23 protein-coding genes are annotated in these 22,827 nt (G+C 39.3%); 17 read left to right on the top strand and 6 right to left on the bottom strand.

The genetic code is table 11. The annotated features are described in order from the left end of the window. The first annotated feature begins 435 nt into the window (after window positions 1-435). The gene (locus tag KFQ09_RS02735; protein ID WP_007498648.1) at window positions 436-1,017 is read left to right on the top strand and encodes a Rok-like winged helix domain-containing protein; all 582 of its coding nucleotides are present in this window, start codon (window positions 436-438) and stop codon (window positions 1,015-1,017) included. A 62-nt stretch (window positions 1,018-1,079) separates the two neighbouring features. Here KFQ09_RS02735 and KFQ09_RS02730 read toward each other — a convergent pair whose 3' ends face one another. After that, window positions 1,080-1,997 carry a coiled-coil domain-containing protein gene (locus KFQ09_RS02730; protein WP_008345172.1) on the bottom strand — a complete coding sequence of 306 codons (918 nt, stop codon included), beginning with the start codon at window positions 1,995-1,997 and terminating at the stop codon, window positions 1,080-1,082. An 83-nt stretch (window positions 1,998-2,080) separates the two neighbouring features. Between KFQ09_RS02730 and KFQ09_RS02725 the strand changes: the two genes are divergently transcribed. From KFQ09_RS02725 to moaD, 6 genes are read left to right on the top strand one after another with little or no spacing between them, the layout of a single operon-like run. Further along, window positions 2,081-2,662, top strand: a complete 582-nt coding sequence (locus KFQ09_RS02725) for a molybdenum cofactor guanylyltransferase (RefSeq protein WP_019743805.1) — start codon at window positions 2,081-2,083, stop codon at window positions 2,660-2,662. Window positions 2,663-2,691: 29 nt separating this feature from the next. Beyond that, entirely contained in the window at window positions 2,692-3,708 is a 1,017-nt protein-coding gene (locus KFQ09_RS02720; protein WP_008345168.1) for a MoeB/ThiF family adenylyltransferase, read from the top strand. 9 nt (window positions 3,709-3,717) lie between these two features. Next, window positions 3,718-4,992, top strand: coding sequence for a molybdopterin molybdotransferase MoeA (glp, locus tag KFQ09_RS02715; protein WP_074042055.1), 1,275 nt, complete (start codon window positions 3,718-3,720; stop codon window positions 4,990-4,992). Further along, window positions 4,974-5,501 carry a molybdopterin-guanine dinucleotide biosynthesis protein B gene (gene mobB / locus KFQ09_RS02710; RefSeq protein WP_074042054.1) on the top strand — a complete coding sequence of 176 codons (528 nt, stop codon included), beginning with the start codon at window positions 4,974-4,976 and terminating at the stop codon, window positions 5,499-5,501. Before glp ends, mobB begins: the two co-directional genes overlap by 19 nt. Then, window positions 5,494-5,985 carry a molybdenum cofactor biosynthesis protein MoaE gene (locus tag KFQ09_RS02705; RefSeq protein WP_074042053.1) on the top strand — a complete coding sequence of 164 codons (492 nt, stop codon included), beginning with the start codon at window positions 5,494-5,496 and terminating at the stop codon, window positions 5,983-5,985. The genes mobB and KFQ09_RS02705 overlap by 8 nt, the downstream gene beginning before the upstream one ends. Next, complete coding sequence (gene moaD, locus KFQ09_RS02700) at window positions 5,978-6,211, top strand: molybdopterin converting factor subunit 1 (RefSeq protein ID WP_008345159.1); 234 nt, start codon at window positions 5,978-5,980, stop codon at window positions 6,209-6,211. Before KFQ09_RS02705 ends, moaD begins: the two co-directional genes overlap by 8 nt. 47 nt (window positions 6,212-6,258) lie before the next feature. On the opposite strand, the gene KFQ09_RS02695 is transcribed toward moaD, so the two are convergent. Then, window positions 6,259-6,636 (bottom strand): Rok-like winged helix domain-containing protein, encoded by a 378-nt coding sequence (locus KFQ09_RS02695; protein ID WP_008345156.1) that lies wholly within the window; start codon window positions 6,634-6,636, stop codon window positions 6,259-6,261. A 518-nt stretch (window positions 6,637-7,154) separates the two neighbouring features. Here KFQ09_RS02695 and KFQ09_RS02690 point away from each other — a divergent pair. The 8 genes from KFQ09_RS02690 (at window position 7,155) to lepB (ending at window position 15,472) form a co-directional block, all read left to right on the top strand. Then, the gene (locus tag KFQ09_RS02690) at window positions 7,155-7,787 is read left to right on the top strand and encodes a YknW family membrane protein (RefSeq protein ID WP_129548266.1); all 633 of its coding nucleotides are present in this window, start codon (window positions 7,155-7,157) and stop codon (window positions 7,785-7,787) included. Between the two features lie 9 nt (window positions 7,788-7,796). Then, entirely contained in the window at window positions 7,797-8,903 is a 1,107-nt protein-coding gene (locus KFQ09_RS02685) for an efflux RND transporter periplasmic adaptor subunit (protein ID WP_255836007.1), read from the top strand. Then, window positions 8,900-9,601 carry an ABC transporter ATP-binding protein gene (locus KFQ09_RS02680; protein ID WP_007498627.1) on the top strand — a complete coding sequence of 234 codons (702 nt, stop codon included), beginning with the start codon at window positions 8,900-8,902 and terminating at the stop codon, window positions 9,599-9,601. The genes KFQ09_RS02685 and KFQ09_RS02680 overlap by 4 nt, the downstream gene beginning before the upstream one ends. Then, window positions 9,588-10,781, top strand: coding sequence for an ABC transporter permease (locus KFQ09_RS02675; protein ID WP_041092427.1), 1,194 nt, complete (start codon window positions 9,588-9,590; stop codon window positions 10,779-10,781). The genes KFQ09_RS02680 and KFQ09_RS02675 overlap by 14 nt, the downstream gene beginning before the upstream one ends. A gap of 335 nt (window positions 10,782-11,116) precedes the next feature. Further along, window positions 11,117-11,872, top strand: coding sequence for a DeoR/GlpR family DNA-binding transcription regulator (locus tag KFQ09_RS02670; RefSeq protein WP_065460290.1), 756 nt, complete (start codon window positions 11,117-11,119; stop codon window positions 11,870-11,872). Next, the gene (gene pfkB / locus KFQ09_RS02665; RefSeq protein ID WP_017359406.1) at window positions 11,869-12,780 is read left to right on the top strand and encodes a 1-phosphofructokinase; all 912 of its coding nucleotides are present in this window, start codon (window positions 11,869-11,871) and stop codon (window positions 12,778-12,780) included. The genes KFQ09_RS02670 and pfkB overlap by 4 nt, the downstream gene beginning before the upstream one ends. 13 nt (window positions 12,781-12,793) lie before the next feature. Further along, entirely contained in the window at window positions 12,794-14,689 is a 1,896-nt protein-coding gene (locus KFQ09_RS02660; protein WP_046527028.1) for a PTS fructose transporter subunit IIABC, read from the top strand. A gap of 210 nt (window positions 14,690-14,899) precedes the next feature. Next, window positions 14,900-15,472, top strand: a complete 573-nt coding sequence (lepB, locus tag KFQ09_RS02655; RefSeq protein ID WP_035392647.1) for a signal peptidase I — start codon at window positions 14,900-14,902, stop codon at window positions 15,470-15,472. A 63-nt stretch (window positions 15,473-15,535) separates the two neighbouring features. Here lepB and KFQ09_RS02650 read toward each other — a convergent pair whose 3' ends face one another. After that, a complete protein-coding gene (locus KFQ09_RS02650; RefSeq protein WP_008345136.1) occupies window positions 15,536-15,811 on the bottom strand; it encodes a hypothetical protein in 276 nt (91 codons plus the stop codon). A 144-nt stretch (window positions 15,812-15,955) separates the two neighbouring features. Between KFQ09_RS02650 and KFQ09_RS02645 the strand changes: the two genes are divergently transcribed. Both KFQ09_RS02645 and KFQ09_RS02640 read left to right on the top strand, forming a co-directional pair. Beyond that, window positions 15,956-17,575, top strand: a complete 1,620-nt coding sequence (locus KFQ09_RS02645) for an ABC-F family ATP-binding cassette domain-containing protein (protein ID WP_007498620.1) — start codon at window positions 15,956-15,958, stop codon at window positions 17,573-17,575. Window positions 17,576-18,430: 855 nt separating this feature from the next. Then, entirely contained in the window at window positions 18,431-19,528 is a 1,098-nt protein-coding gene (locus KFQ09_RS02640) for an RES family NAD+ phosphorylase (RefSeq protein ID WP_255836006.1), read from the top strand. 534 nt (window positions 19,529-20,062) lie between these two features. Here KFQ09_RS02640 and KFQ09_RS02635 read toward each other — a convergent pair. From KFQ09_RS02635 to mreBH, 3 genes are all read right to left on the bottom strand, one after another. Further along, window positions 20,063-21,295, bottom strand: a complete 1,233-nt coding sequence (locus KFQ09_RS02635) for an aminopeptidase (RefSeq protein ID WP_035700613.1) — start codon at window positions 21,293-21,295, stop codon at window positions 20,063-20,065. 106 nt (window positions 21,296-21,401) lie between these two features. Then, entirely contained in the window at window positions 21,402-21,533 is a 132-nt protein-coding gene (locus KFQ09_RS02630; protein WP_003210922.1) for a protein YkpC, read from the bottom strand. Between the two features lie 74 nt (window positions 21,534-21,607). After that, a complete protein-coding gene (gene mreBH, locus KFQ09_RS02625) occupies window positions 21,608-22,615 on the bottom strand; it encodes a rod-share determining protein MreBH (protein WP_017359401.1) in 1,008 nt (335 codons plus the stop codon). Between the last annotated feature and the right edge of the window lie 212 nt (window positions 22,616-22,827).

Raw genomic sequence — 22,827 nt, 5'->3', positions numbered from 1 at the left:
ACATATTGCACTGGATGAATATGATTGTAGGTGGAATGCCTAAGAAAAGAGAAAATGAGGGATTTCATTAAAAAAATTTCCTAAAATAAAAAGGTATTATGACCTATTTACATTTTTATTTTGAAATGAAAATGTAAAGATTTTAACTTTTTACTATTCAGAACGTTTTTGCACAAAAGAAATTTCAGTTTGGTAAATAACTATATAAATCAAGTAGTATAAGCATTTATTCAAAATTTTTACAATATTTTAAAGGTGGTCAAAAGCCTATAGTGGCAATGAAATGGGTGCCGATTTTTCTTCTTTGGCAAAATTTTAGTTGGAAATACCTATCTGATAGCAAACTGTAAAATGATAAAAAAATAGTTGATAAAATTAGTTTTCTAATCTAATATTTACTATAGAATATTTTTTATATGATGAGGGGGAAATCCATTGTTTAATGAGAGGGAAGCGTTACGTTTACGATTGGAACAATTAAATGAAGCAGAAGTAAAGGTCATCCGTGAATATCAAATTGAACGAGATGCGATTTACGCAAAACTAAGAGAATTAGACCGTCAAGGTACAGGTCTCGTCACAGATACAAAAAAAGAAGTACGTACAGAGAGAAAAACAGATTCACTGCCTGTATTAGCTGAGCTGGCTGCACAAGAAATGAGAAGCTACAATCAGCCTGCGCAAACGCAGTCAAACGTTACATCATCTTTAGGAACAGGTCAGCTAAATGGTGCACCTGTAGGTATTCCTGAAGGATCTACAAGACGCAGAAGAGGCACAGCTAGACCTGGATCAAAGGCAGCTAAGCTTCGTGAAGCTGCAATCAAAACATTAAAGCGTCATAATGCGGCGATTAAAAGCTCTGAACTTCAAAAAGAGATTGAAAAAGAGAGCGGTCTTGAAATTCCAAATATGACAACGTTTATGCAAAGCTTAATTAAAATGTACCCAGAAGTGAAGAAACCTTATCGCGGACAGTATATTTTAGAAGGCGACATTCAAACAGAAGACGAATAAATAAAAAAGAAACTGCTGGGCGTAAATGCCAGCAGTTTTTTCTTGCGTACGTGATGAATGAATCACTTTTTTTGATCAACTGTATAGACAATCTTTCGTTCTTTGGGCATGTTGTCGCGCTGTTTTTTAAATCCATCGATCTTCACTGTCATGACCTCTCCACTCCGCTGCACCGCATCAACTTTTGCCTGGAGCGTTTCTACTTGTTCGTTTAGTTTCTTCAAAATCGGTCCTATTTCTTCGGTTGTTTGTAAAATAGGGTCTTGTGAGAACGGCTCGGCATTTGTTTGGGCTGACTGGTCGATATCAGCAAAATGAGAAGCGATCCATTCCTCGCTTTCGGCCAACTGTTTTTGGTAGCTCGTGAGCGTTTCATAAAAAATGGCTTCTTTTGCTTTTTCGATTTGCAGTAATTTTTCTTGTGTTTCATAAAAACGCTCCTGTAGATGCCGGACGCCTTCTTGTAATAAATGAAGCTCTGCGTTTTTATCGCCTAGAGTTTGCTGCAGTTTTTCAATCACAGCGGATAAAGTATTTCCTTTTTTCTCCTCTTTTGCAAGCTGTTTATCTTGGTCTAGTAATCGCTCCTGTAGTTGCTGAGACATTTCCTTATATTTTACAACCTTCAAATGCAATCGGTGCTTTTCCTCTGTTTCTTTTCGTCTATGATAGGTTTCCTTTTGCAGCATTTCATGAAGAAGGACGATTTTATGTAATAATTCCGATTTGCTATAAGAGAGATCTTGTATTTTAGATGATGCTTCGTCTTGGTCAATGGTCATTTCATCCAATTGTTGTTTTAATTGAGTGAAATCCTTTTTCATCTCATGATATTCTTGAGATAGCTTCTTGTTTTTAGCATAGGTATACGTGGACTGTAAATCTGAAATCATCTGTTGATATTTGGCCGTTTCAGCTTTTAAAAATAGATTTTCTTGAGACAGATCATGGAATAGGGGAGAAGCATGGCGCCGGTTCATAGGTAGACCCTCCTTATTCATGTTATCAATAAAGTATGCGAAATGAGTGCGATTAGAACAACCATATCAAAGGGGATGAGATGATGAGAATAGTGAATGTGATACTAGCCGGAGGTGCTTCTAGGCGTTTTGGAGAGCCAAAGGCAAGTCATGTCTATCAGGGGAAACCACTATATGAACATGTGAAAGAGCAACTTTTGAAAGGGGAAACCATCATCATCAGTCACCCGAAGCTTCTGCCTTTTTTCAAAGCAAGAGGGGAACAAGCTGTTTGGTTAGATGATGAACAGGTGCGTGGGTATGGCCCGCTTGCAGGCATATATACCGCTATGCAAAAGCAAGAAGCAGAGTGGTATTTAGTGACGGCATGTGATATGCCATTCATACGAAAAGAGACAGCCGTCGCTTTATCTTCTTATTGCCATGAGCATGTAGATGCTGTGGTCCCGATGGTGCAGGAAAGATTACAGCCGTTATTTGCGCTTTATCACCGCCGCAGTCTTCCGTTTATTTCTGCGTGCTTAAAAGAGAATCAATTAGCTATCAAAGATTTATTACAAAAACTTCACGTCCAGGTTGTTCCAGCCGACGAACTGAACGTGGCACCAAATGAATTTCACAATATCAATAAAAGAAGCGATTTACCTGAAAACGGTATGATATGATACATAAAAACGAGAAGGAGAGAACAATATTGAACGAGCGATATTCAAGGCAAATCTTGTTCCCTCCGGTAGGCGAAAAAGGGCAGTCTGCGCTTGCCGAAAGTCATGTCCTTATTGTTGGAGCTGGTGCACTTGGAACAGCATCTGCTGAAGGGCTTGTCCGATCTGGAATTGGTACTTTGACGATTGTAGATCGTGATTATGTCGAATTCTCAAATTTACAGCGGCAGCAGCTGTACACTGAACACGATGCAAAGATGCATGTGCCAAAAGCGGCAGCGGCGAAAAAACGTCTCCAAGAGATCAACCATGAAGTGACCATACACGCCATTATTGAAGATGCAGGAGTAGAGCTGTTAAGACCTTTATTCCGAAAAGCAAATATCGTCATTGATGCGACTGATAATTTTGAGACAAGAATGGTGATGAATGACTTATCTTTAGAAACAAATACGCCTTGGATTTACGGTGCCTGTGTGAGCAGTCAGGGAATGTATATGACCATTTTGCCGGGCAAAACACCTTGCTTATCATGTGTGTTTACCTCAGTGCCTGTTGGGGGTTTGACATGTGATACAGCTGGTATTATTTCTCCTGCTGTCCAAATGGTGTCGGCTTATCAGCAAACAGAGGCATTAAAATATTTAACAGGGCATGAAGAGCAAATGGAGCGAAAGTTTGTCACGTTTGATTTGTGGCAGTCGTCTTTGTTTAAAATGGATGTATCTCGTACGAAGCAGGAAAGCTGTCCATCTTGCGGCACACATAGAACGTATCCATATTTAGATGAACAGCGAAAAAAAACAGCGATTCTTTGCGGGCGTGACACCATTCAGATCATATCGAAGGATTTGGAAAACCTTTCATTTCAGCATGTAAAAGAGCGTCTGTCCTCTATTTGTGAGGTGGAAGTGAACGATTTTTTAATTCATATACGCTATGAAACACACCGTATCGTTTGTTTTAAAGGAGGACGTGTATTAATCCATGGGACAAATGATGAAAGAGTAGCCAATTCATTACTAGCAAGACTGCTAGGCATATAGGAGTGAGAAGTGATGGAAAGACGACAGCCAATTCCAGTAGAAGAGGCAGTAAAGAAAGTCCACCAATTTCAAAAACATGGAAAAGTCGAATGGGTTCCTTTAAAGAACAGCCTTGGAAGATGGATTGCAGAGGATATTTTAGCAGACCATGATGTTCCTGCCTTTGATCGTTCTCCGTATGATGGTTTTGCACTTCGGGCAGAAGATACAAAGGAAGCATCAAGCGAGCATCCGGTTGAATTTGAGGTCATTGATCATATTGGGGCAGGTATTGTTTCTGCAAAAACGATCGGTCCTTTTCAAGCGATTCGCATTATGACAGGAGCGAAGATTCCAAAAGGAGCAAATGTTGTGATCATGCTCGAATTGACGAAAACCTTCGAAAAAGACGGTAAATCGTTGATGTCACTTAAAAGACCGCTGAAAAAGGGGGACAATATTTCTCGGCAAGGAGAAGAGACCTTCAAAGGGAACGTCATGATCAAAAAAGGCTCAAAAGTAACACCAGGCGTGACGGCGATATTGGCAACGTTCGGGTATGCGGTTGTGCCAGTCGTCAAAAAACCGGTGATCGGTATCATCTCAACAGGTACCGAGCTCCTACAAGTAAGTGATGCCATGGTGGACGGTAAAATTAGAAACAGTAACCTGAGCATGGTCTACGCCCAGGTTCTTGAAGCTGGAGGAGAACCGCTTGATTTAGGCGGTGTATCCGATGATTTTGATCAAAGCTATGAAGCAGTAAAAGCAGCCTTAAGCAAAGTTGATATGCTCATCACAACAGGTGGTGTATCGGTAGGTGATTTTGACTTTTTACCTGCTATTTATGAAAAATTAGGTGCAGAGGTGTTGTTTAATAAAGTGGCGATGAGACCTGGAAGTGTGACGACCGTTGCTGCGTTGCCAAATGGTCAATTGCTTTATGGGCTGTCAGGAAATCCGGCTGCCTGTTTTGTTGGATTTGAACTATTTGTCAAACCGATCATTTATAAATGGTGTTTGAAAGAAAATCCATTTCCTGTTTTTACTGAGGCGAAGCTGACACATGATTTTCCAAAAGCCAATCCGTTCACTCGATTTGTTAGAGCATCAATTGATTTCGCTGGCAGCCAGCTGAGTGTGACGCCAACAGGTCTTGATAAATCTAGTGCGGTGTCATCTATTGCTCATGCTGATTGTTTCATTGTTTTGCCTGGAGGAACAAGAGGGTTTAGTGCAGGTGACCAGGTCAGCGTTCTGCTATTTCACCACGAAGGCGGTGCTTCATGTTGGATGACAAATTAAACATTCTACAAGTCGTGGGCTTTCAAAATAGTGGTAAAACGACGCTGATCGAAAAATTATGTCAGCTGGCGGATGAAGAAGAAATGCAGCTAGGCTGCTTTAAACATCATGGACATGGCGGAAAACCAGACCGTCTGTCCAAACAAAAAGATACGGATCGATATGTTCAAGCGGGTGCATTTGCCGTAGGTGTGGAGGGAGAAGGTGAATGTCACTTTTTCATACGGCACATGACATTCACACAACTAATCAACATGTGTCAGCATCTTCCTTTAGATGCCGTCTTGATCGAAGGATACAAACAGGCGCCTTACCGCAAAATCCTGTGTGTCAAAGACGAACAGGAACTCATTGATCTTTCGACGCTTTCTCATATACAAGCAGCCATTTATTTCAATAAAGAAATACAATTCTCTGAGAAATACCCGTTTCCTGTGTTTTCAGCATTTGACAAGCGCGGGATCACATTTGCTTTTAATTTATTGAAGGGGGAAGCGTCTTATGAATGAACTTTTTAAGATCACAAAAGAGCCAATTGATGTGAATGAATTGATTCAGCATGTCACAAGACGCAAAGCGGGAGCCATTACGACATTCATAGGCACGGTAAGAGAATGGACAAATGGCAAAAAAACGCTGCGTTTAACATATGAAGCATACATACCAATGGCGGAAAATATGTTGAGTCAAATTGGACAAGAAATTAAAAAACGCTGGCCTGATACAGAAGCTGCCATTGTGCATCGTATTGGCATTCTTGAGATATGTGACATTGCAGTGGCAATAGCTGTTTCATCACCTCATCGGAAAGCTGCATACGAAGCCAATGAATATGCGATTGAACGAATAAAGGAAATAGTTCCTATTTGGAAAAAGGAATACTGGGAAGATGGAGAGGCTTGGATAGGTGATCAGCTTGAAACCGTTTCTTACCCTGAAGGAAAACCTAGTACTCTCCAACTTAACGAGAAAGAAGGGAAGCGGCATGATTAGCGTATTATTGTTCGCCGGCCTTGCTGAGAAGGCCGGTAAACAACAAATCATCATTCAAAAAGATCAAACAACGGTTGATGAGATTAAAATAGAATTACAGGAGGTATATGGTGTTGATACTGCACAAAACGTGATGGTTGCAGTCAACGAAATATATACGAGGGGAAATGCTGAAGTGCGTAGCGGGGACACTGTTGCACTCATTCCTCCTGTAAGTGGTGGATAATAGATATTAGAGGATTTGGTTATGGCCAGCGGCTGTAACCAATTTTTTTATGTGTGAAAAGATTGTAGAGGTACTTGGGTATGATCTTCGTAAATAAAACATCCCCGGCGTGCTTTAGAAATGTGAGGATCGAGCTGTTGAATGAGATCATACAATTCGCTGATTCGTCTCACATTGAAATCTGTTTGAGCTTGAAGCTGTTCTTTTAGTTCTTTTGTGCTCACGATGCTTCCCTTTTTTTCTTTAATAATATCTACACACCTTGCTGCGTAGTATATTTTGTCATTAGAAGGTCTGCTCTCTTTCATATCAAGTAATTTAAGCTCATGATAAATCAGTTCTCTTTCCTTTCGAAAGTATTGCCATGCTTCTTGTTCCTTTTCATAAAGTAAAATCAATTGCATTTTCAATTTTTCTCTTAACATTCACTTGACTCCATTTCCACTATCATTTAACCTACCTCTATTTTACATTATATGAAAAAATAACATTTGATCAAGTAAAATCCTTTTATTTTTATTTTTTTAATATGAAAGTATTGATACTAAAGGCTTATCTGTTCTATAAAAGGCGCTAAACATAGTCCTATAAAGCCGGGATTCATTGAAATTACTAGGAATATTTTAACAAAAAATTGTTGTGTCTAAATGAGACCATCTGAATCCAAAGGAAAAGGATATTTATTCCGAAAGACATGTTGTTTACTTCATAAAATGTTTTTCAGTCAGTAAAATCATGATTTTTTCATATGAATATGGTCGGATCAAGGTATCATTTGAAGGATGTCGTTCATGAAAATAGAATAATAGATTCAATCCTATCACTATGAAAATAAGAAAATCAAATGATCTATCACTTATTGGCAATCTTTTGATAAAATAGGAACAACAAGAGTATGAAAAAACGTTTCCATACTTACAGCACATGGAGAGGATGACATTTGATGAAAGAAACAACGCAAAAACCCACAATTATAGGCGTAAGCACAAGACCATCAGAGCATTTGAAAAGAGTGTGGGAGCAGCCATTCGTTTGGTGGCCTTTATCATGTGTGCTTGTATTAACAGTTGTTGTCACTTATTTGTCTCAGCTAGTGAATGAAGGAATGTGGGCAGATTTAATTTTACCAATCCCTTTCGTTTATGTGATCACGCTCATTGGTTTGGTCATTGGGATTGTCATTAATACTGCCGTATACAAGTTCATCGTCTTTTTAGCAAAAGGTGATGCAACGTTTCAGCAGCTATTTTCAGGTGTGCTTTATATCACACCTATTACGATCATTGGTACGATCATTTCTCATTTAGCGATCATTTTTTTTCATGTGCCAAAAGATATCACGGTTACCTCATTAAACGCATTCATTCGAATGTCTGGTCCATGGCATGCCGTGTTAGCAAATATCGATCTTTTTGTGATCTGGAATCTTGTTTTAACAGGCTTTTTATTGATCAAAGTCGGCCGCACTTCGCCAAAAATATCTTGGATCATTGTAGCTGTCTTTTATGTGCTATCTTTAATTTTTCAATATGTAGGAACCACAATCACCATTAACATGTCATTAAGCTGGGGGTAGAATGTTTTTATGAGAAAGAAAATCATCATCGGATCCATTATCATTATTGTGATTGGTCTATTTATTGGATTTAATATTGCAAAAAACCAATCAAAGCCTGCCTCTACGGCATCATTTAAAACAGTCCAACTTGCATCAAAAGAAATAACTTCTACGGTGATGACGCCTGGAACACTTTCATTCTCGGAGGAGCAATTCATTTATACAGAAGAGGAGAAGGGAAGCCTGAATCATATCGCTGTGAAAGAAGGAGAAAAGGTGAAAGTTGGAACACCGCTCCTAACATATGAAAATAAGGAACTGGAGCTTGAAGAACAGCAGCAAGCACTTGCGGCTGAATCAAGTACACTAAAGCTTGAACAATTACAAAATAGACTCAATACATTAGATGAAAATCAGGGAAAAAAGGTGGGCTCTGATTCGAAAAACGAGCGAGATCAGCTTGAACTCGAACTCAAAGCTGCTGAATTAGAGCAAAAACAAGCGGAGCTTAACCAAGAAAAAGTAAAGGCACAAATAGAAAATTTAACGATACATAGCAAAATTGAAGGAACAGTCATCTCCATCGAGCAAGATGCTGGCGCAGGGAAGCTAGAAGAGAGGCAGCCGGTGATCCATATTGGCAATGAGAAAAAAATGATCGTACGAGGCTTAATCACTGAGTATGACGCTATGAAAGTCAAAAAGAAACAAAAAGTAAAGGTAACGTCTGATGTCATTCGCGGAAAGAGCTGGCAAGGAGTGGTGAAAAAAGTGGGCACTGTGCCTGCCCAGTCAACAGCAGAAACAGCTGCTAGTGATCAAACCGTACAATATCCAGTCGAAATTGAAATAAAAGGGAAAAAGCCGGATGCAAAACCAGGCTTTAAAATGATCATGGAAATTGAAACGGACAAGCGTCAAGTGCTCACAATTCCTGAAACAGCCGTGAAAAAAGAGAAAGATGGATCATACGTTTATGTTGTTGAAAAGAATGCACTGAAGAAAGTAAAAGTGACATTAGGTGAAACGTCAGGTCAAGATCTTGAAGTGACGAAAGGTTTAACAAAAGAAGATCAAATCATTGCAGAGCCATCAGATGATATGTATGACGGAATGGAAGTGAATGCTGAATGATTCAGCTTTCAAACGTGACAAAAAGCTACGAAGTCGCTGAGGAGACATTTGATGTATTAAGTGATGTGAACCTCGTCATTGGTAAAGGCGAGTATATGTCCATTATGGGCCCGTCCGGTTCTGGAAAATCAACGTTAATGAATATCATTGGCTGTTTGGACCACCCGACCTCCGGACAGTACCATTTTCAAGGTATGGAGCTGTCGGCAGCAAAGGATCAAGAACTCGCAGTGATTCGAAATCGATCCATTGGTTTTGTTTTTCAACAATTTTATTTACTGCCTAGATTAAATGCGAGGCGAAATGTTGAACTTCCGATGATTTACGCTGGTATCAGTCAAAAGGAAAGAAAAGAACGTGCGGAAATGGCACTTGAAAAGGTTGGTTTGGCAGATCGAATGAAGCATATGCCAAACGAGTTGTCAGGGGGTCAAAAGCAAAGAGTAGCCATCGCACGAGCGATTGTCAATGAGCCGAAGCTCATCTTGGCAGATGAACCAACAGGCGCTCTTGATTCAAAAACGAGCGGCTCGATTATGGAACAGTTTACAAAGCTCAATGAGGAAGGAACAACGGTTGTGCTCGTTACTCATGAAGAAGAAATAGCTGCGTATACAAACCGGATAGTCGTTGTAAGAGATGGACGCCTCGTTCAAGATAGATTGATACAAGGAGACGCAATGAATGAAACTCTTTGAAAATATCAAAATAGCGCTGAATTCTGTCCTAGCTCATAAATTGCGGTCTATTTTAACAATGCTTGGCATTATTATTGGGGTTGGATCAGTGATTGCAGTCGTTGCCATCGGTCAAGGCGGAGAGCAAATGCTGAAAGAATCAATTTCAGGGCCAAACAATACCATTGATATGACCTATACACCCTCTGATGAGGAGTTAAATGCGAATCCTAATGCGTTATTTGAAGCCACATTTACTGAAGAAGACATTCAAAGTGTTCAAGCATTGAATGGGGTTAAACAGGTTGCCTCCTCCACTGCACAAGGCATGCAATTAAGATTCCAAGATACAACAATAGATGCAACGGTCAATGGGATTAATGAAGGCTACACGAATGTACATTCTTTACATATAGCAGAAGGACAGGACTTACGTGAAATCGATTTTAGGAGCGGAAGAAGGGCAGCTGTTATTTCAGAAGGGATACAAAAAGAATTGTTTAATGGAGAGAAGGCAGTAGGCGAGTTGATTTGGATGAATGGACAGCCGGTTGAGGTGATCGGAGTTTTAGCAAAACAGGAAGGGCTGTTTTCATTTGATATGAATGAAATATATGTCCCTTTTGCAATGCTGACAACTGCATTTGGTGTGAAAGAATATGATAAGTTGTCTATTCAAGTCGCACATGCTGATCAAATGAAAGAAGTGGGAAAGAGTGCGGCTGCACGCTTAAATGAAAATCACCATACAGACGATGCTTACGAAATGATCAATCTGGAAGAGATTGCAGCAGGCATTGGTCAAATTACGTCTGTCATGACAACAATCATTGGCTCAATTGCTGGAATCTCATTACTTGTTGGCGGCATTGGTGTCATGAATATTATGCTCGTATCTGTCACAGAAAGAACAAGAGAAATCGGAATTCGAAAGGCACTTGGGGCAACTAGGGCTCAAATACTCGTTCAGTTTTTAATTGAGTCTGTCGTCCTTACACTGATCGGTGGGTTACTTGGAATTGCGCTTGGCTTCGGAGGTGCTTCACTTGTGTCACTGTTTGCAGGGTGGCCTTCTCTTGTATCGTGGCAAATCGTATGTGGAGGCGTCCTATTTAGTATGCTCATTGGTATTATTTTTGGACTGATTCCTGCCAATAAAGCAGCGAGGCTCGATCCGATTGAATCACTTAGATATGAATAATCCTAAAGTTAACTTTCAAAGTGCTGACAAGAAGGTAGAACGAGATATATTGCCTGCTGCTCCACACCTGAAGCTTTTATGCAAAACGCATAAAGGCTTTTTTTCGTTCAATTGAATGAAATGAAAAATGATAGAAATGCTAATATCATGACTTTCTTCTCAATGTCACATATTTTTCAGTTTACAAATGGTACATATAAAGGTAAGATGACCATTGTGAAAGATTTTGATAGTTATTGAATGTATTTGATTGTTTTGTATTGATAATGTTGAAAAAAGCGATTACAATAAAGGTGCGCGCAAAATGAATACGTTTTCAAAAGGGGGTGTTTTCAATGCTCACACCAGAAAGACATCAACTCATTATCGACTATTTAGAAGAAAACGATGTCATCAAAATACAGGACTTAACGATTATGACGGATGCGTCTGAATCTACAATTAGAAGAGATTTATCAGCCCTCGAAGAAAAAGGCTTTCTTAAAAGAGTTCACGGAGGAGCTGCTAAAATATCTAGTATTCGTCTTGAACCAGATGTGTTTGAGAAATCTGCCAAAAACCTTCATGAAAAGTCATTGATTGCAGAGGCAGCTGCATCAATTTTAAAACAAGGCGATTGTATTTACTTAGATGCTGGTACGACAACACAGCAAATGATTGACTTTATCGATCCAGATCAAGATATCGTGGTGGTGACAAATGGTGTCATGCACATTGAAGCACTCATGAGAAAAGGCATTTCTTTTTACCTGATAGGCGGATCAGTGAAACATCGAACAGGAGCCATGGTGGGAGCCGCAGCTTTGACAGCTATGGAAAATTACCGTTTTGACAAAAGCTTTGTTGGGACGAACGGCATTCATCCCGAGGCAGGGTTTACAACACCTGATCCAGAAGAAGCACTCATTAAAAAAAGAGCTATGAAGCAGGCGAAAAAAACCTACATCTTAACAGATGCCTCAAAGTTTGGCGAAATATCGTTTTCAGCCTTTGCTAGTTTACAGGAAGCCACCATTATCACAAACGACGCAAAAGAGGATTCATTCGATAATTACCATGAAAAAACGGTTATAAAGGTAGTGAAAACATGATTTATACAGTTACTTTAAACCCATCAGTTGATTACATCGTACACGTGGAGGATTTTGCGGTCGGCGGTTTAAATCGTTCAACCTATGACAAAAAATATCCAGGTGGTAAAGGAATCAATGTCTCAAGGCTTTTAAAACGGCACGGTGTTGAATCAAAAGCACTTGGATTCATTGGCGGTTTTACAGGCAAATATATTCAAGACTTTTTACAAAACGAACAATTACAAACAGCCTTTCATGAGGTGTCAGAAGATACACGTATCAATGTGAAACTAAAAACAGGCGAAGAAACAGAAATCAACGGGCTCGGTCCAAGTATTACTGAAGCACAGTTCGATTCGTTTTTATCCCAATTCACTTCATTAACAGAAGGCGATGTCGTTGTATTAGCGGGTAGCATTCCTTCTTCACTGCCTCATAACACATATGAGCGCATTGCTGAGGTATGTGCGAAGCAAGGGGTAAGAGTAGTACTTGATATTTCTGGAGAAGCCTTAAAAAAAGCAGCAGATCTGAAACCATTCTTAATGAAACCAAACCATCATGAGTTAGGTGAAATGTTTGAAACCAGTATTTCATCTGCAGAAGAAGCCATTCCTTATGGGAAAAAGCTGTTGGAACAAGGTGCTGAACATGTCATTGTATCTATGGCTGGAGACGGCGCTCTCTTATTCAGTAAGGAAGGGATCTTTCAATCTAATGTTCCAAAAGGCAAGCTGATCAACTCAGTTGGTGCAGGGGATTCAGTCGTTGCAGGATTCTTAGCTGGCGTTTCTAAAGGCCTTTCCATAGAAGAATCATTTAAGCTTGGCGTCACATCAGGAAGTGCTACAGCATTTTCTGAGGAACTTGGAACAAAAGAGCTTGTCGATACATTATTGCCACAAGTAAAAGTCACACGCATTTAAAGGAGGAGTCATCATGAAAATTACAGAACTACTCACGAAGCATACGATTAAGCTTCAATTAGACAGCCAGCAAAAAGAAGCCGTTATTGAAGAACTGGTCACTGTATTAGATACAGCTGGTAAATTAAATGATAAAGAAGGCTACAAAGCAGCTGTTGTTAATCGTGAAAAACAAAGCTCTACGGGAATCGGAGAAGGAATTGCGATTCCTCATGCGAAAACAGCAAGTGTGAAAGAACCTGCCATTGCATTTGGTCGTTCAACAGCTGGTGTAGATTATGAATCATTAGACGGACAGCCAAGTCATCTTGTCTTTATGATTGCAGCAACTGAAGGCGCAAACAACACGCATTTAGAAGCACTTTCTCGTTTATCCACACTTCTCATGCGTGAAGAGATCCGAAAGCAGCTTCTTGAAGCGGCTACTGAAGATGAAATCATTGAAATTATCAATACACATGATAAAGACGATGAAGAAGAAGAAGAGGAAGTCAAAGAGGAACCGGCTGCACCGGGAAAACCTGCTAAAATTTTAGCGGTGACAGCTTGTCCAACAGGCATCGCGCATACATTTATGGCCGCAGATGCTTTGAAAGAAAAAGCAAAAGAAATGGGCGTTGACATTAAAGTTGAGACAAACGGCTCTAGTGGAATTAAACATGCCCTGACAGCAAAAGAAATTGAAGAAGCGCCAGCTATTATTGTGGCAGCTGATAAACAAGTTGAAATGGAACGCTTTAAAGGCAAACATGTCATTGAAGTACCTGTGACAGCTGGAATTCGCCGTCCGCAAGAATTGATCGAAAAAGCCATCAATCAAGATGCGCCGATTTATAAAGGTTCAGGCGGCAGTTCTTCAAAAGATGAGAATGAATCGTCAGGCAAGGGAAGAAGTGGATTCTATAAGCACTTAATGAGCGGTGTAAGCAACATGCTTCCGTTTGTTGTTGGGGGCGGTATTCTCGTTGCGATTTCATTCTTCTGGGGAATTAACTCAGCTGACCCTAAAGATCCTTCTTTCAATTCATTTGCAGCTGTATTAAAAGGGATTGGCGGAGATAATGCACTTGCTTTAATCGTTGCTGTACTAGCTGGATTTATCGCAATGAGTATTGCAGACCGTCCAGGTTTCGCACCAGGTATGGTTGGCGGATTCATGGCCTCAGCAGCAGGAGCTGGATTCTTAGGTGGATTGATTGCTGGTTTCCTTGCTGGTTACATTGTGGTGCTGCTCAAAAAAGTATTCACTTTTGTACCACAGTCGCTCGATGGTATTAAACCAGTTCTGCTCTATCCATTGTTCGGTATTTTCTTTACAGGGATTATCATGCATTACATCGTCAACACACCTGTTAAAATGGTGATGGACGGATTAACACACTGGCTTGAATCACTTGGTACTGGAAACCTTGTATTAATGGGGATTATTTTAGCTGGTATGATGGCCATTGATATGGGTGGTCCAATTAACAAAGCGGCCTACACATTTGGTCTTGCGATGATTGCTGCTGGCAACTATGCACCGCATGCTGCGATTATGGCAGGTGGAATGGTGCCGCCGCTAGGAATTGCCCTAGCGACAACGATCTTTAGAAACAAATTCTCTAAACGTGACCGCGAAGCAGGTATTACATGTTACTTCATGGGAGCTGCGTTCATTACGGAAGGGGCGATCCCGTTTGCAGCGGCAGATCCTCTGCGCGTCATTCCTTCAGCTGTGATTGGTGCAGCTGTTGCAGGTGGATTAACAGAATTCTTTAGAGTGACGCTTCCTGCACCGCACGGCGGACTATTCGTTTTCTGGGTAACAAACCATCCAGTTCTTTACATCATCAGCATCTTAATCGGTGCCATTGTTACAGCGCTACTTCTCGGAATTCTAAAAAAACCAGTCCGACAAGAAGCTTAATTTGAAAAGAAGCATCGTGAAGAGCGGTGCTTCTTTTTGTTTAATCATCAGCAAATTAGGAAAAAATATCTAATTGAATGGTTGTCTTGTGAATTTTTAAATGACATGTGATAAAGTAAAGTTATTCAATTCGCGTTTCAAGTCTTTTAGCAGAAAGTCTTAGGAGGAAGCAGTATTTTGAACGAAGAAAACAAACAAAACGAAAATGACATTCAATCTGATGAGAAACAAGCCAAAAAAGAGAAGAAAAGTTCTCTGTTTGAATGGATCAAAGCCATTTTAATTGCACTTGCCCTCGTCCTCATCATCCGTACGTTTATTTTTGAGCCGTATGTGGTGGAAGGAGAGTCAATGGAACCAACCCTTCATGATGGAGAAAAGCTGTTTGTTAACAAAACCATCAACTATCTCGGTGGAGTCAAACGTGGTGACATCGTGATTATTAATGGAAAAGACGGTCAGAAAATTCATTATGTCAAACGATTGATCGGCCTTCCAGGCGACACGATTGAAATGAAGGATGATACGCTTTACATTAATGGTAAAAAAGTAGATGAGCCTTATTTAAAAGAGAACAAGGCGCATGCCAAAGAGTATGAGGTACATTTAACAGGAGATTTTGGTCCAGTGAAAGTACCGAAAAACGACTACTTTGTTATGGGTGACAACAGACTGAATTCTATGGACAGTCGAAATGGACTCGGACTCATTGAAAAGGATCGGATTGTCGGCACATCAGAATTTGTTTTCTTCCCATTTGGCGATATTCGACAAACACAATAAATACACCTTTCTCATTGCGTAAGAAAGGTGCTTGAATGGACGACCCTTCATGTAGGGTCGTTTTTAATTTGGTGTGAGCATCGTGACAATGATGACAATGGCCAAAACAGAAGCGAAAACGGACCCGGTAATCGCCAAAACAGAACGGAATAATCCAATTTTCACGTTGTCTTTTCCGCGCTTTTGTAAAAAGCGTTTTGAAAAGATGTGGACCAGTGTGTAAATGAGGACAAGCCCAATATAAAGGCCAAAGTCTCTTGCATTAAAGCCTGTCGCCGATAAATAAATGCCCATAAAGAAAATCAATAAACAGTATTCCATGAGTGTGAGTAATCTCAAATCGCCCGAACTCCTTCAATAAAAACATTCCCACTTATTATACCATATTGGACAAAAAGCCTTTGTTCTTAGCGAGAGACGTTTCTATCAATCGTTATTCATGTTATACTTCATATTGATGAATGAGTGATGGAGGATTAATAAATGATTGCAGTGAATAATGTTAGTTTGCGATTTGCTGATCGTAAATTATTTGAAGAAGTAAATATTAAGTTCACTCCTGGCAACTGCTACGGACTAATTGGTGCCAATGGAGCTGGTAAATCAACGTTCTTAAAGATTCTTTCTGGAGAAATTGAAGCCCAAACGGGCGATGTTCATATGAGTCCTGGTGAACGTTTAGCGATTTTAAAACAGAACCACTTTGAATACGAAGAGTTTGAAGTGTTAAAAGTCGTCATCATGGGTCACAAACGTCTATATGATGTGATGCAGGAAAAAGATGCGATTTATATGAAACCTGATTTCTCAGATGAAGACGGGATTCGTGCAGCAGAGCTTGAAGGTGAGTTTGCTGAGTTAAACGGGTGGGAAGCAGAAAGTGAAGCTGCGATCCTATTAAAAGGTCTTGGTATTCCAGAGAGCCTGCAATCGAAGAAAATGTCTGAGCTTGGCGGATCTGAAAAGGTAAAAGTGCTTTTAGCACAAGCTTTATTCGGTAAGCCTGACGTTCTACTTCTCGATGAGCCAACGAACCACTTGGACTTACAAGCCATTCAGTGGTTAGAAGAGTTCCTCATTAACTTTGAAAATACCGTCATCGTCGTATCGCATGATCGTCATTTCTTAAACAAAGTATGTACGCATATTGCAGACCTTGACTTTGGAAAAATTCAAGTGTATGTCGGAAACTATGATTTCTGGTATGAATCAAGCCAGCTGGCATTAAAACTCAGCCAGGATGCCAACAAGAAAAAAGAAGAACAAATTAAGCAGCTTCAAGAATTCGTTGCTCGGTTCAGTGCGAACGCATCTAAATCGAAGCAAGCGACATCAAGAAAGAAATTGCTTGATAAGATTTCGCTAGATGACATTAAACCATCTTCTCGTAAATATCCTTATGTTCATTTTGCGCCAGAGCGTGAAATCGGAAATGATGTCCTTCAAGTAGAAGGTCTATCAAAAACGATTGACGGTGTAAAAGTACTTGATAACGTCAGCTTTATTATGAATCGTGAGGATAAAATTGCGTTCTTAAGCCGTAATGAACTTGCTGTCTCTACTTTATTTAAAATCCTTGCTGGTGAAATGGAGCCAGACAGCGGGACATTTAAATGGGGCGTGACAACATCTCAAGCATTCTTCCCTAAAGACAACAGTGAATATTTTGAAGGAAGCGATTTAGATCTTGTTGATTGGCTTCGTCAATATTCTCCTAATGATCAAAGTGAAAGCTTCCTGCGTGGTTTCTTAGGCCGTATGCTTTTCTCTGGGGAAGAAGTGAAGAAAAAAGCAAGCGTCTTATCAGGTGGAGAAAAGGTTCGTTGTATGTTATCAAAAATGATGCTGTCTGGAGCGAATATTTTGCTGTTAGACGAGCCGACGAACCATTTAGACCTAGAGTCCATCACAGCGCTAAATAACGGTCTAATGAGCTTTAAAGGGGCTATGCTCTTCTCATCTCATGACCATCAGTTTGTTGAAACAGTTGCAAACCGTATTATCGAAGTGACGCCAAATGGCATCGTTGATAAGCAAACAACTTATGATGAGTTCTTATCAGATCAAGAGATTCAAAAAAGACTACAAGAACTGTATGCATAAACATAAAGAAAAAAGACATCCACATGAGGATGTCTTTTTTCTTTAAAAAGCCCAATTTCCATTACAGATTACAGGTTCAACTTTATCCCCCGCAGTAATATTGTCAAAGTAGGTTGAAAACGTTGATATATAGAGGTTTTATGCTTTAAAAAAGAGTAATAAAATGGATACGATCTAGAAAAGAGCTTTTTTGTAACCAAATGTGATTATCAATGCGTGACCAGAAAAGTATAGTATAATTAACCTTAACAGTTAATAAAGTTTCCCTTAGAATCAGCCTTTCTTTAAATTATCAAGGGAGTTTGTTTTGTGAATGAAGTGGGTACTCTGAAGCTTGCTTGCTGATCTTAAATTAAAACGCTTCTCCTTCCTTTGAAGATTGTGGATAAGGAAAGGGGGAGATACTTTTGTTATAAGAAGAAGTAAGCTATTACACAACGCTAGAAATCAATGACTAGTTACTTTGAGTGCCAATGTAGCTAAAATATGTAGAGGTAAGTGTTGACTGTAAAAGCTTTTACACTAGTTGAATATTAGTTGTTTTGTAAATTGCTTGTAGGCATTTGTATATGAAGAATGATTAAGCGATACACAACATAATAAGCTGTTACCAGTATGAAAGTATTTAAATAAGAGCTATTTAGGACGGCTATGGGAGCTACTCTTTTTTGTTGGAAGTGAATCATATTACCACAGTTTATATATCCTATTGCAGCTAAAAACAGGGGAATACACATTACACAACATGCTACTGAAGAGCTCCTGTAAAATTGGAGGTTAAAGAGTGTTTCAAACTCCCTCTAAAATTCTGATATTATTTTTATTAGACATATTGGTAGAAGAGAGGTGTTCATCGTGGAAGAAGAGAATGAAAAAGAAGATTTAAAGGTAGATAATTCACGGAATGAAATTCCAGTGAATAACTATAAATTAGTAACAGGTTCAATATCAGGATTAAATACGAATGCATTGAAATTAGCAACAGGTGCACTGTCAGGATTAAATACGAATGCATTGAAATCAGCAACAGGTTCAATATCAGGATTAAATACGAATGCATTGAAATCAGCAACAAGTGCATTCTCATCAGTCAGTTCAAATTGGGTTTTATCAGATTCGGTGGTTAATGAAATGTCTTTAGTAAACAATGAAACGGATGCCAAATACATATTTAGTAAAATACCCAAAGATGACTATCAAATACTTCAAAGTTTTGATGATGATAGTGAAAAATTGGAGTTTGTTCTCGAAAATAAAGAAAACACCGAATCTATACCTGTGAGAGGCATACCAAAAGTATTGGCAGTTACAGATATTGTAACAAGCCTTAGTACTAAGGATGTTTTTAATCTTTATAGACATTTAGTTGAATTCCCAATGCTCGGTTTGGAGCATCCAGTGGGACGAAGAATTTTCGATGAAATTAACATGAACTTAATTATAGTTGAGAACTTAAACTTATTCCGTGTAAGAAGTCGAGATATCAAAATAAGAAAGCTACCTTTTACCGATAAAGAGATGTTTAAAGCCCCACACGGAGTATCTGGACAAGGCAGATATAATTTTGGAGGTCACGGAGAATTATATACTTGTAATGTAAAAGAAGTGGCTCTAAACGAGATTGTATCAGATGATCCTAATTTAAGATACGACATAATTGAATGGAAATTAACGGAACCTGTAAAGTTATTAGATTTATCAGACTCTGGATCTCCTTTAGTGCAATACTGCAGTTTTGAAAAGTCGACTCAAAACGGTCAAGAGTACTTACTTCCTAACTTTTTAGCGCAATGTGCAAAGTATCATGGAGTATATGGAATTATTTATGAGAGTGTAGTTAATCCGGCTGCATTAAATTATGTCTTCTTTGATTATCAAGAAAGATGGTTTAATACTGTAGATATGGAATTTGACAAAACATACAATCAAAATAGTTTAGCCACTATGAAATGAAGTGGAGTTTTATTTATGAGCAAAAGCCACCAATAAGGATGGCTTTTTTATTCTCCTAATAAATTTACATAAACATCATTAAATAAATGAATTTGAACTGTTCATTTAATCCAAATTGAAATATTATGAAATTTTGCAGTGTTATCTGATGTAGGGTCCACTTTTACATAAGGATTAAGACTATAAGCAATAATTTGTTTATTATGTTTTTTATAATTATCTTTCATCTATTCTATTAACTTTCCAAATTCCTCATAGACTTTGACACTCACACTTTGAATATTCCGAAATCCTTCTACATCTGTATCCTTAACAGTAAGTTTTTCAAAAATAAAAGAATAATGGTTTACTATTTTTGTCTTTTCTTTTTATATGGACACTCCCTTAATCCAAATTACATTAGATAAATATAGCCACGTGCTTCCAAGTATGCAGAAACACGTGGCTGATGAACTTGATAATTTGTTCAAATCTAAAGAAATGTGACAACTCAGGGTTTAAAGGCTTCAAAACGTCTCTATATCAAGTTACTTCTTAAAAAGCCCAATTTCCATTACGGAAAATCGGTTCACGTTTACCATCTTTTGTGATCCCATCAATATTCATTTCCTTTGAACCAATCATGAAATCGACGTGTGTAATACTGCTGTTCACACCCGCTGCGTCTAATTCCTCACGTTTCATCTCTTTACCGCCTTCGATATTAAATGCATAACCGCTGCCAATGGCAAGGTGATTGGATGCATTTTCATCGTAAAGTGTATTGTAATAGAGGATATTTGAATTAGAAATTGGTGAATCATCTGGTACAAGGGCAACCTCACCTAGATAATGTGAGCCTTCATCTGTTTCAACGAGAGAGGTTAAAATGTCTTCGCCCTCTTTTGCTTTCACATCTACAATACGCCCATTTTCAAAGGTTAACGTAAATTCATCGATAATGTTTCCTGCATAACTAAGTGGCTTTGTGCTAGAGACAGTCCCGTTTACACCATCTTTTTTAGGTACGGTAAAGACCTCTTCTGTCGGCATATTGGCCATGAATGATACGCCGCGTTCACTCACGCTGCCAGCACCTACCCAAATATGCTGCTCTGGAAGTTCAATCGTTAAATCTGTACCTGGTGCTTCATAGTGCAGCTTGTGGTAATGACGTTCATTTAATACTTTTACTTTTTCATTTAGTGATTCATCATGCTTTTTCCACGCTTCAACAGGATCTGGCTGATCAGCGCGGGCGACTTTAAAGATTTGGTCCCATAATAATGAAACAGCTTCTTCATCGGCATGCTTAGGGAAAATCTTTTTCGCCCAATCTTTTGATGCAGCACCGACGACTGTCCATGCGACTTTGTCAGATTGAACGTATTGACGATATGTATGAAGTGCTGAACCTGCAGCTTTTTGCTGTGAAGCAATTTTTTTCGAGTCAATGCCACTTAGAAGATCAGGGCTTTCTGACAAGATCGTAATAAAAGCACCGCCACGTTTTGCGATGGTTTCCATCATCTGTGCTTCCCATTCTGGAAATTGCTCAAACACATCTTGTGGGGCATGTTCATATTTTAAACGGGTAAGAACACCATCACTCCAGCGGATATGTACGTTTTTCGCTCCGCGCTCATATGCGTGTTTTGCCACAAGGCGGACAAGATCTACAGATTCAGTGAACGCAGATACGACCACTTCTTGACCACTTTGAACATTTACACCTACTTCAACGATGGTTTTTGCATATTGATCTAGTTGTTTTTCGAATGAACTCATAAAAAACCCTCCTTTAGTCATGTTCATCATATCAGATTTAAGACCGAAAAGGAAAATAGGGAGCCGTCCCGAAGCAAAATAAAAAAGCCGCTTTCGTGCGGCTTTTTTAGCGGTTCAGTTGTTTCACAGGCTGTGCATTAGAAGGGGGCATATGTGAAAACGACAGGCTCATTCCTCCTAAAATAATACCGGTTAAAATGACTGTGACAACGACCCGTTTACCTAAATCAAGCAACATGTTCTTCCTCCTTCACGTTTATCCATTCATCACGATATGATCGAAATGATGAAAAAAGAAGTAGAACATGAAGATTATTTTAATGTTTTTTGCAATTTGTCGATGACTTCTAATGAACGACCTGTTCCAATTGCGACAGATTCAAGAGGATTTGCTGCGATATGAACTGGGACGACAATTTCTTGAGAGAGCCATTCTTGAATGCCGTTTAATAGTGCACCACCGCCAGTTAGAATGACGCCGCGATCTACGATATCACCACTCAGTTCTGGAGGGCTGTCTTCTAATGTAGCCCGAATCGCCTCTAAAATATGAAGAAGTGATTCACGCATAGCACCTTGAATTTCTGTTGATTCAAGTGTAATTGTTTTTGGAAGACCTGTGACAAGGTCGCGTCCACGTACTTCTAATGACTCAGGTTCGTGTTCAATGAGTCCATAACCAATTTCCATTTTTACTTGTTCAGCTGTCCGTTCACCGATCAGTAAATTGTATTTCTTTCTCACAAAAGTAATGATATCTTCATCCAGTTGATCTCCGCCAATTCGGATCGAATGGCAAGAGACAACTCCGCCAAATGAAATGATCGCTACCTCTGTCGTTCCTCCGCCAATGTCTACAACGACGTTGGCAACAGGCTCGTCCACCGGGAGATCAGCACCGATTGCAGCTGCGACGGGTTCTTCAATTAAATGCACATGCTTGGCCCCGCAATTTTTGACAGCATCGCTGATCGCGCGGCGTTCGACAGCTGTTGAACCTGAAGGTGTACAAACAACCACAGTCGGCTTTCTAAAGGTAAACCCAATATTTTTTCCTGCTTTTTTCATAATTTGTTTGAGTAAATCGGTTGTCATATCGTAATCAGCGATGACACCATCTTTCATCGGACGGATCGCTACAATTTTTCCAGGTGTTTTCCCAATCATCTCTTTTGCTTCTGACCCCACTGCAAGGACAGTTTTTGTTTCCGTATCTACTGCCACAACGGATGGTTCATTGAGAATAATTCCTTTATTTTTACTGTAAACCAATATGTTAGCTGTTCCTAAATCAATTCCAATTTCGGCATTTTGAAACATGTTTTCACCCAATCTCTAATTTTGCTGTTTTAAACAATTTTACATTTAAAAGTTCAGAGGGTTGAGGTCATTTGTGGGGGTGTGTGATCACCTTGAAATGAATCTGTAAAATTCAAGTCTCATTTTGACATTCACAATAAATTTTCCCTTTGGTTTTTCGATTTTGAAAAAAATTTTTATGCAGGAGAAACCTTTTAAGAATCTCTTACGTC

Origin of the sequence: Bacillus sp. FS02, assembly GCF_024398395.1 — a bacterium.
Lineage (GTDB): Bacteria > Bacillota > Bacilli > Bacillales > Bacillaceae > Bacillus > Bacillus altitudinis.
The sequence above is the reverse complement of the archived record's forward strand: the minus strand, read 5'-3'. Positions and strand labels throughout refer to the sequence as shown.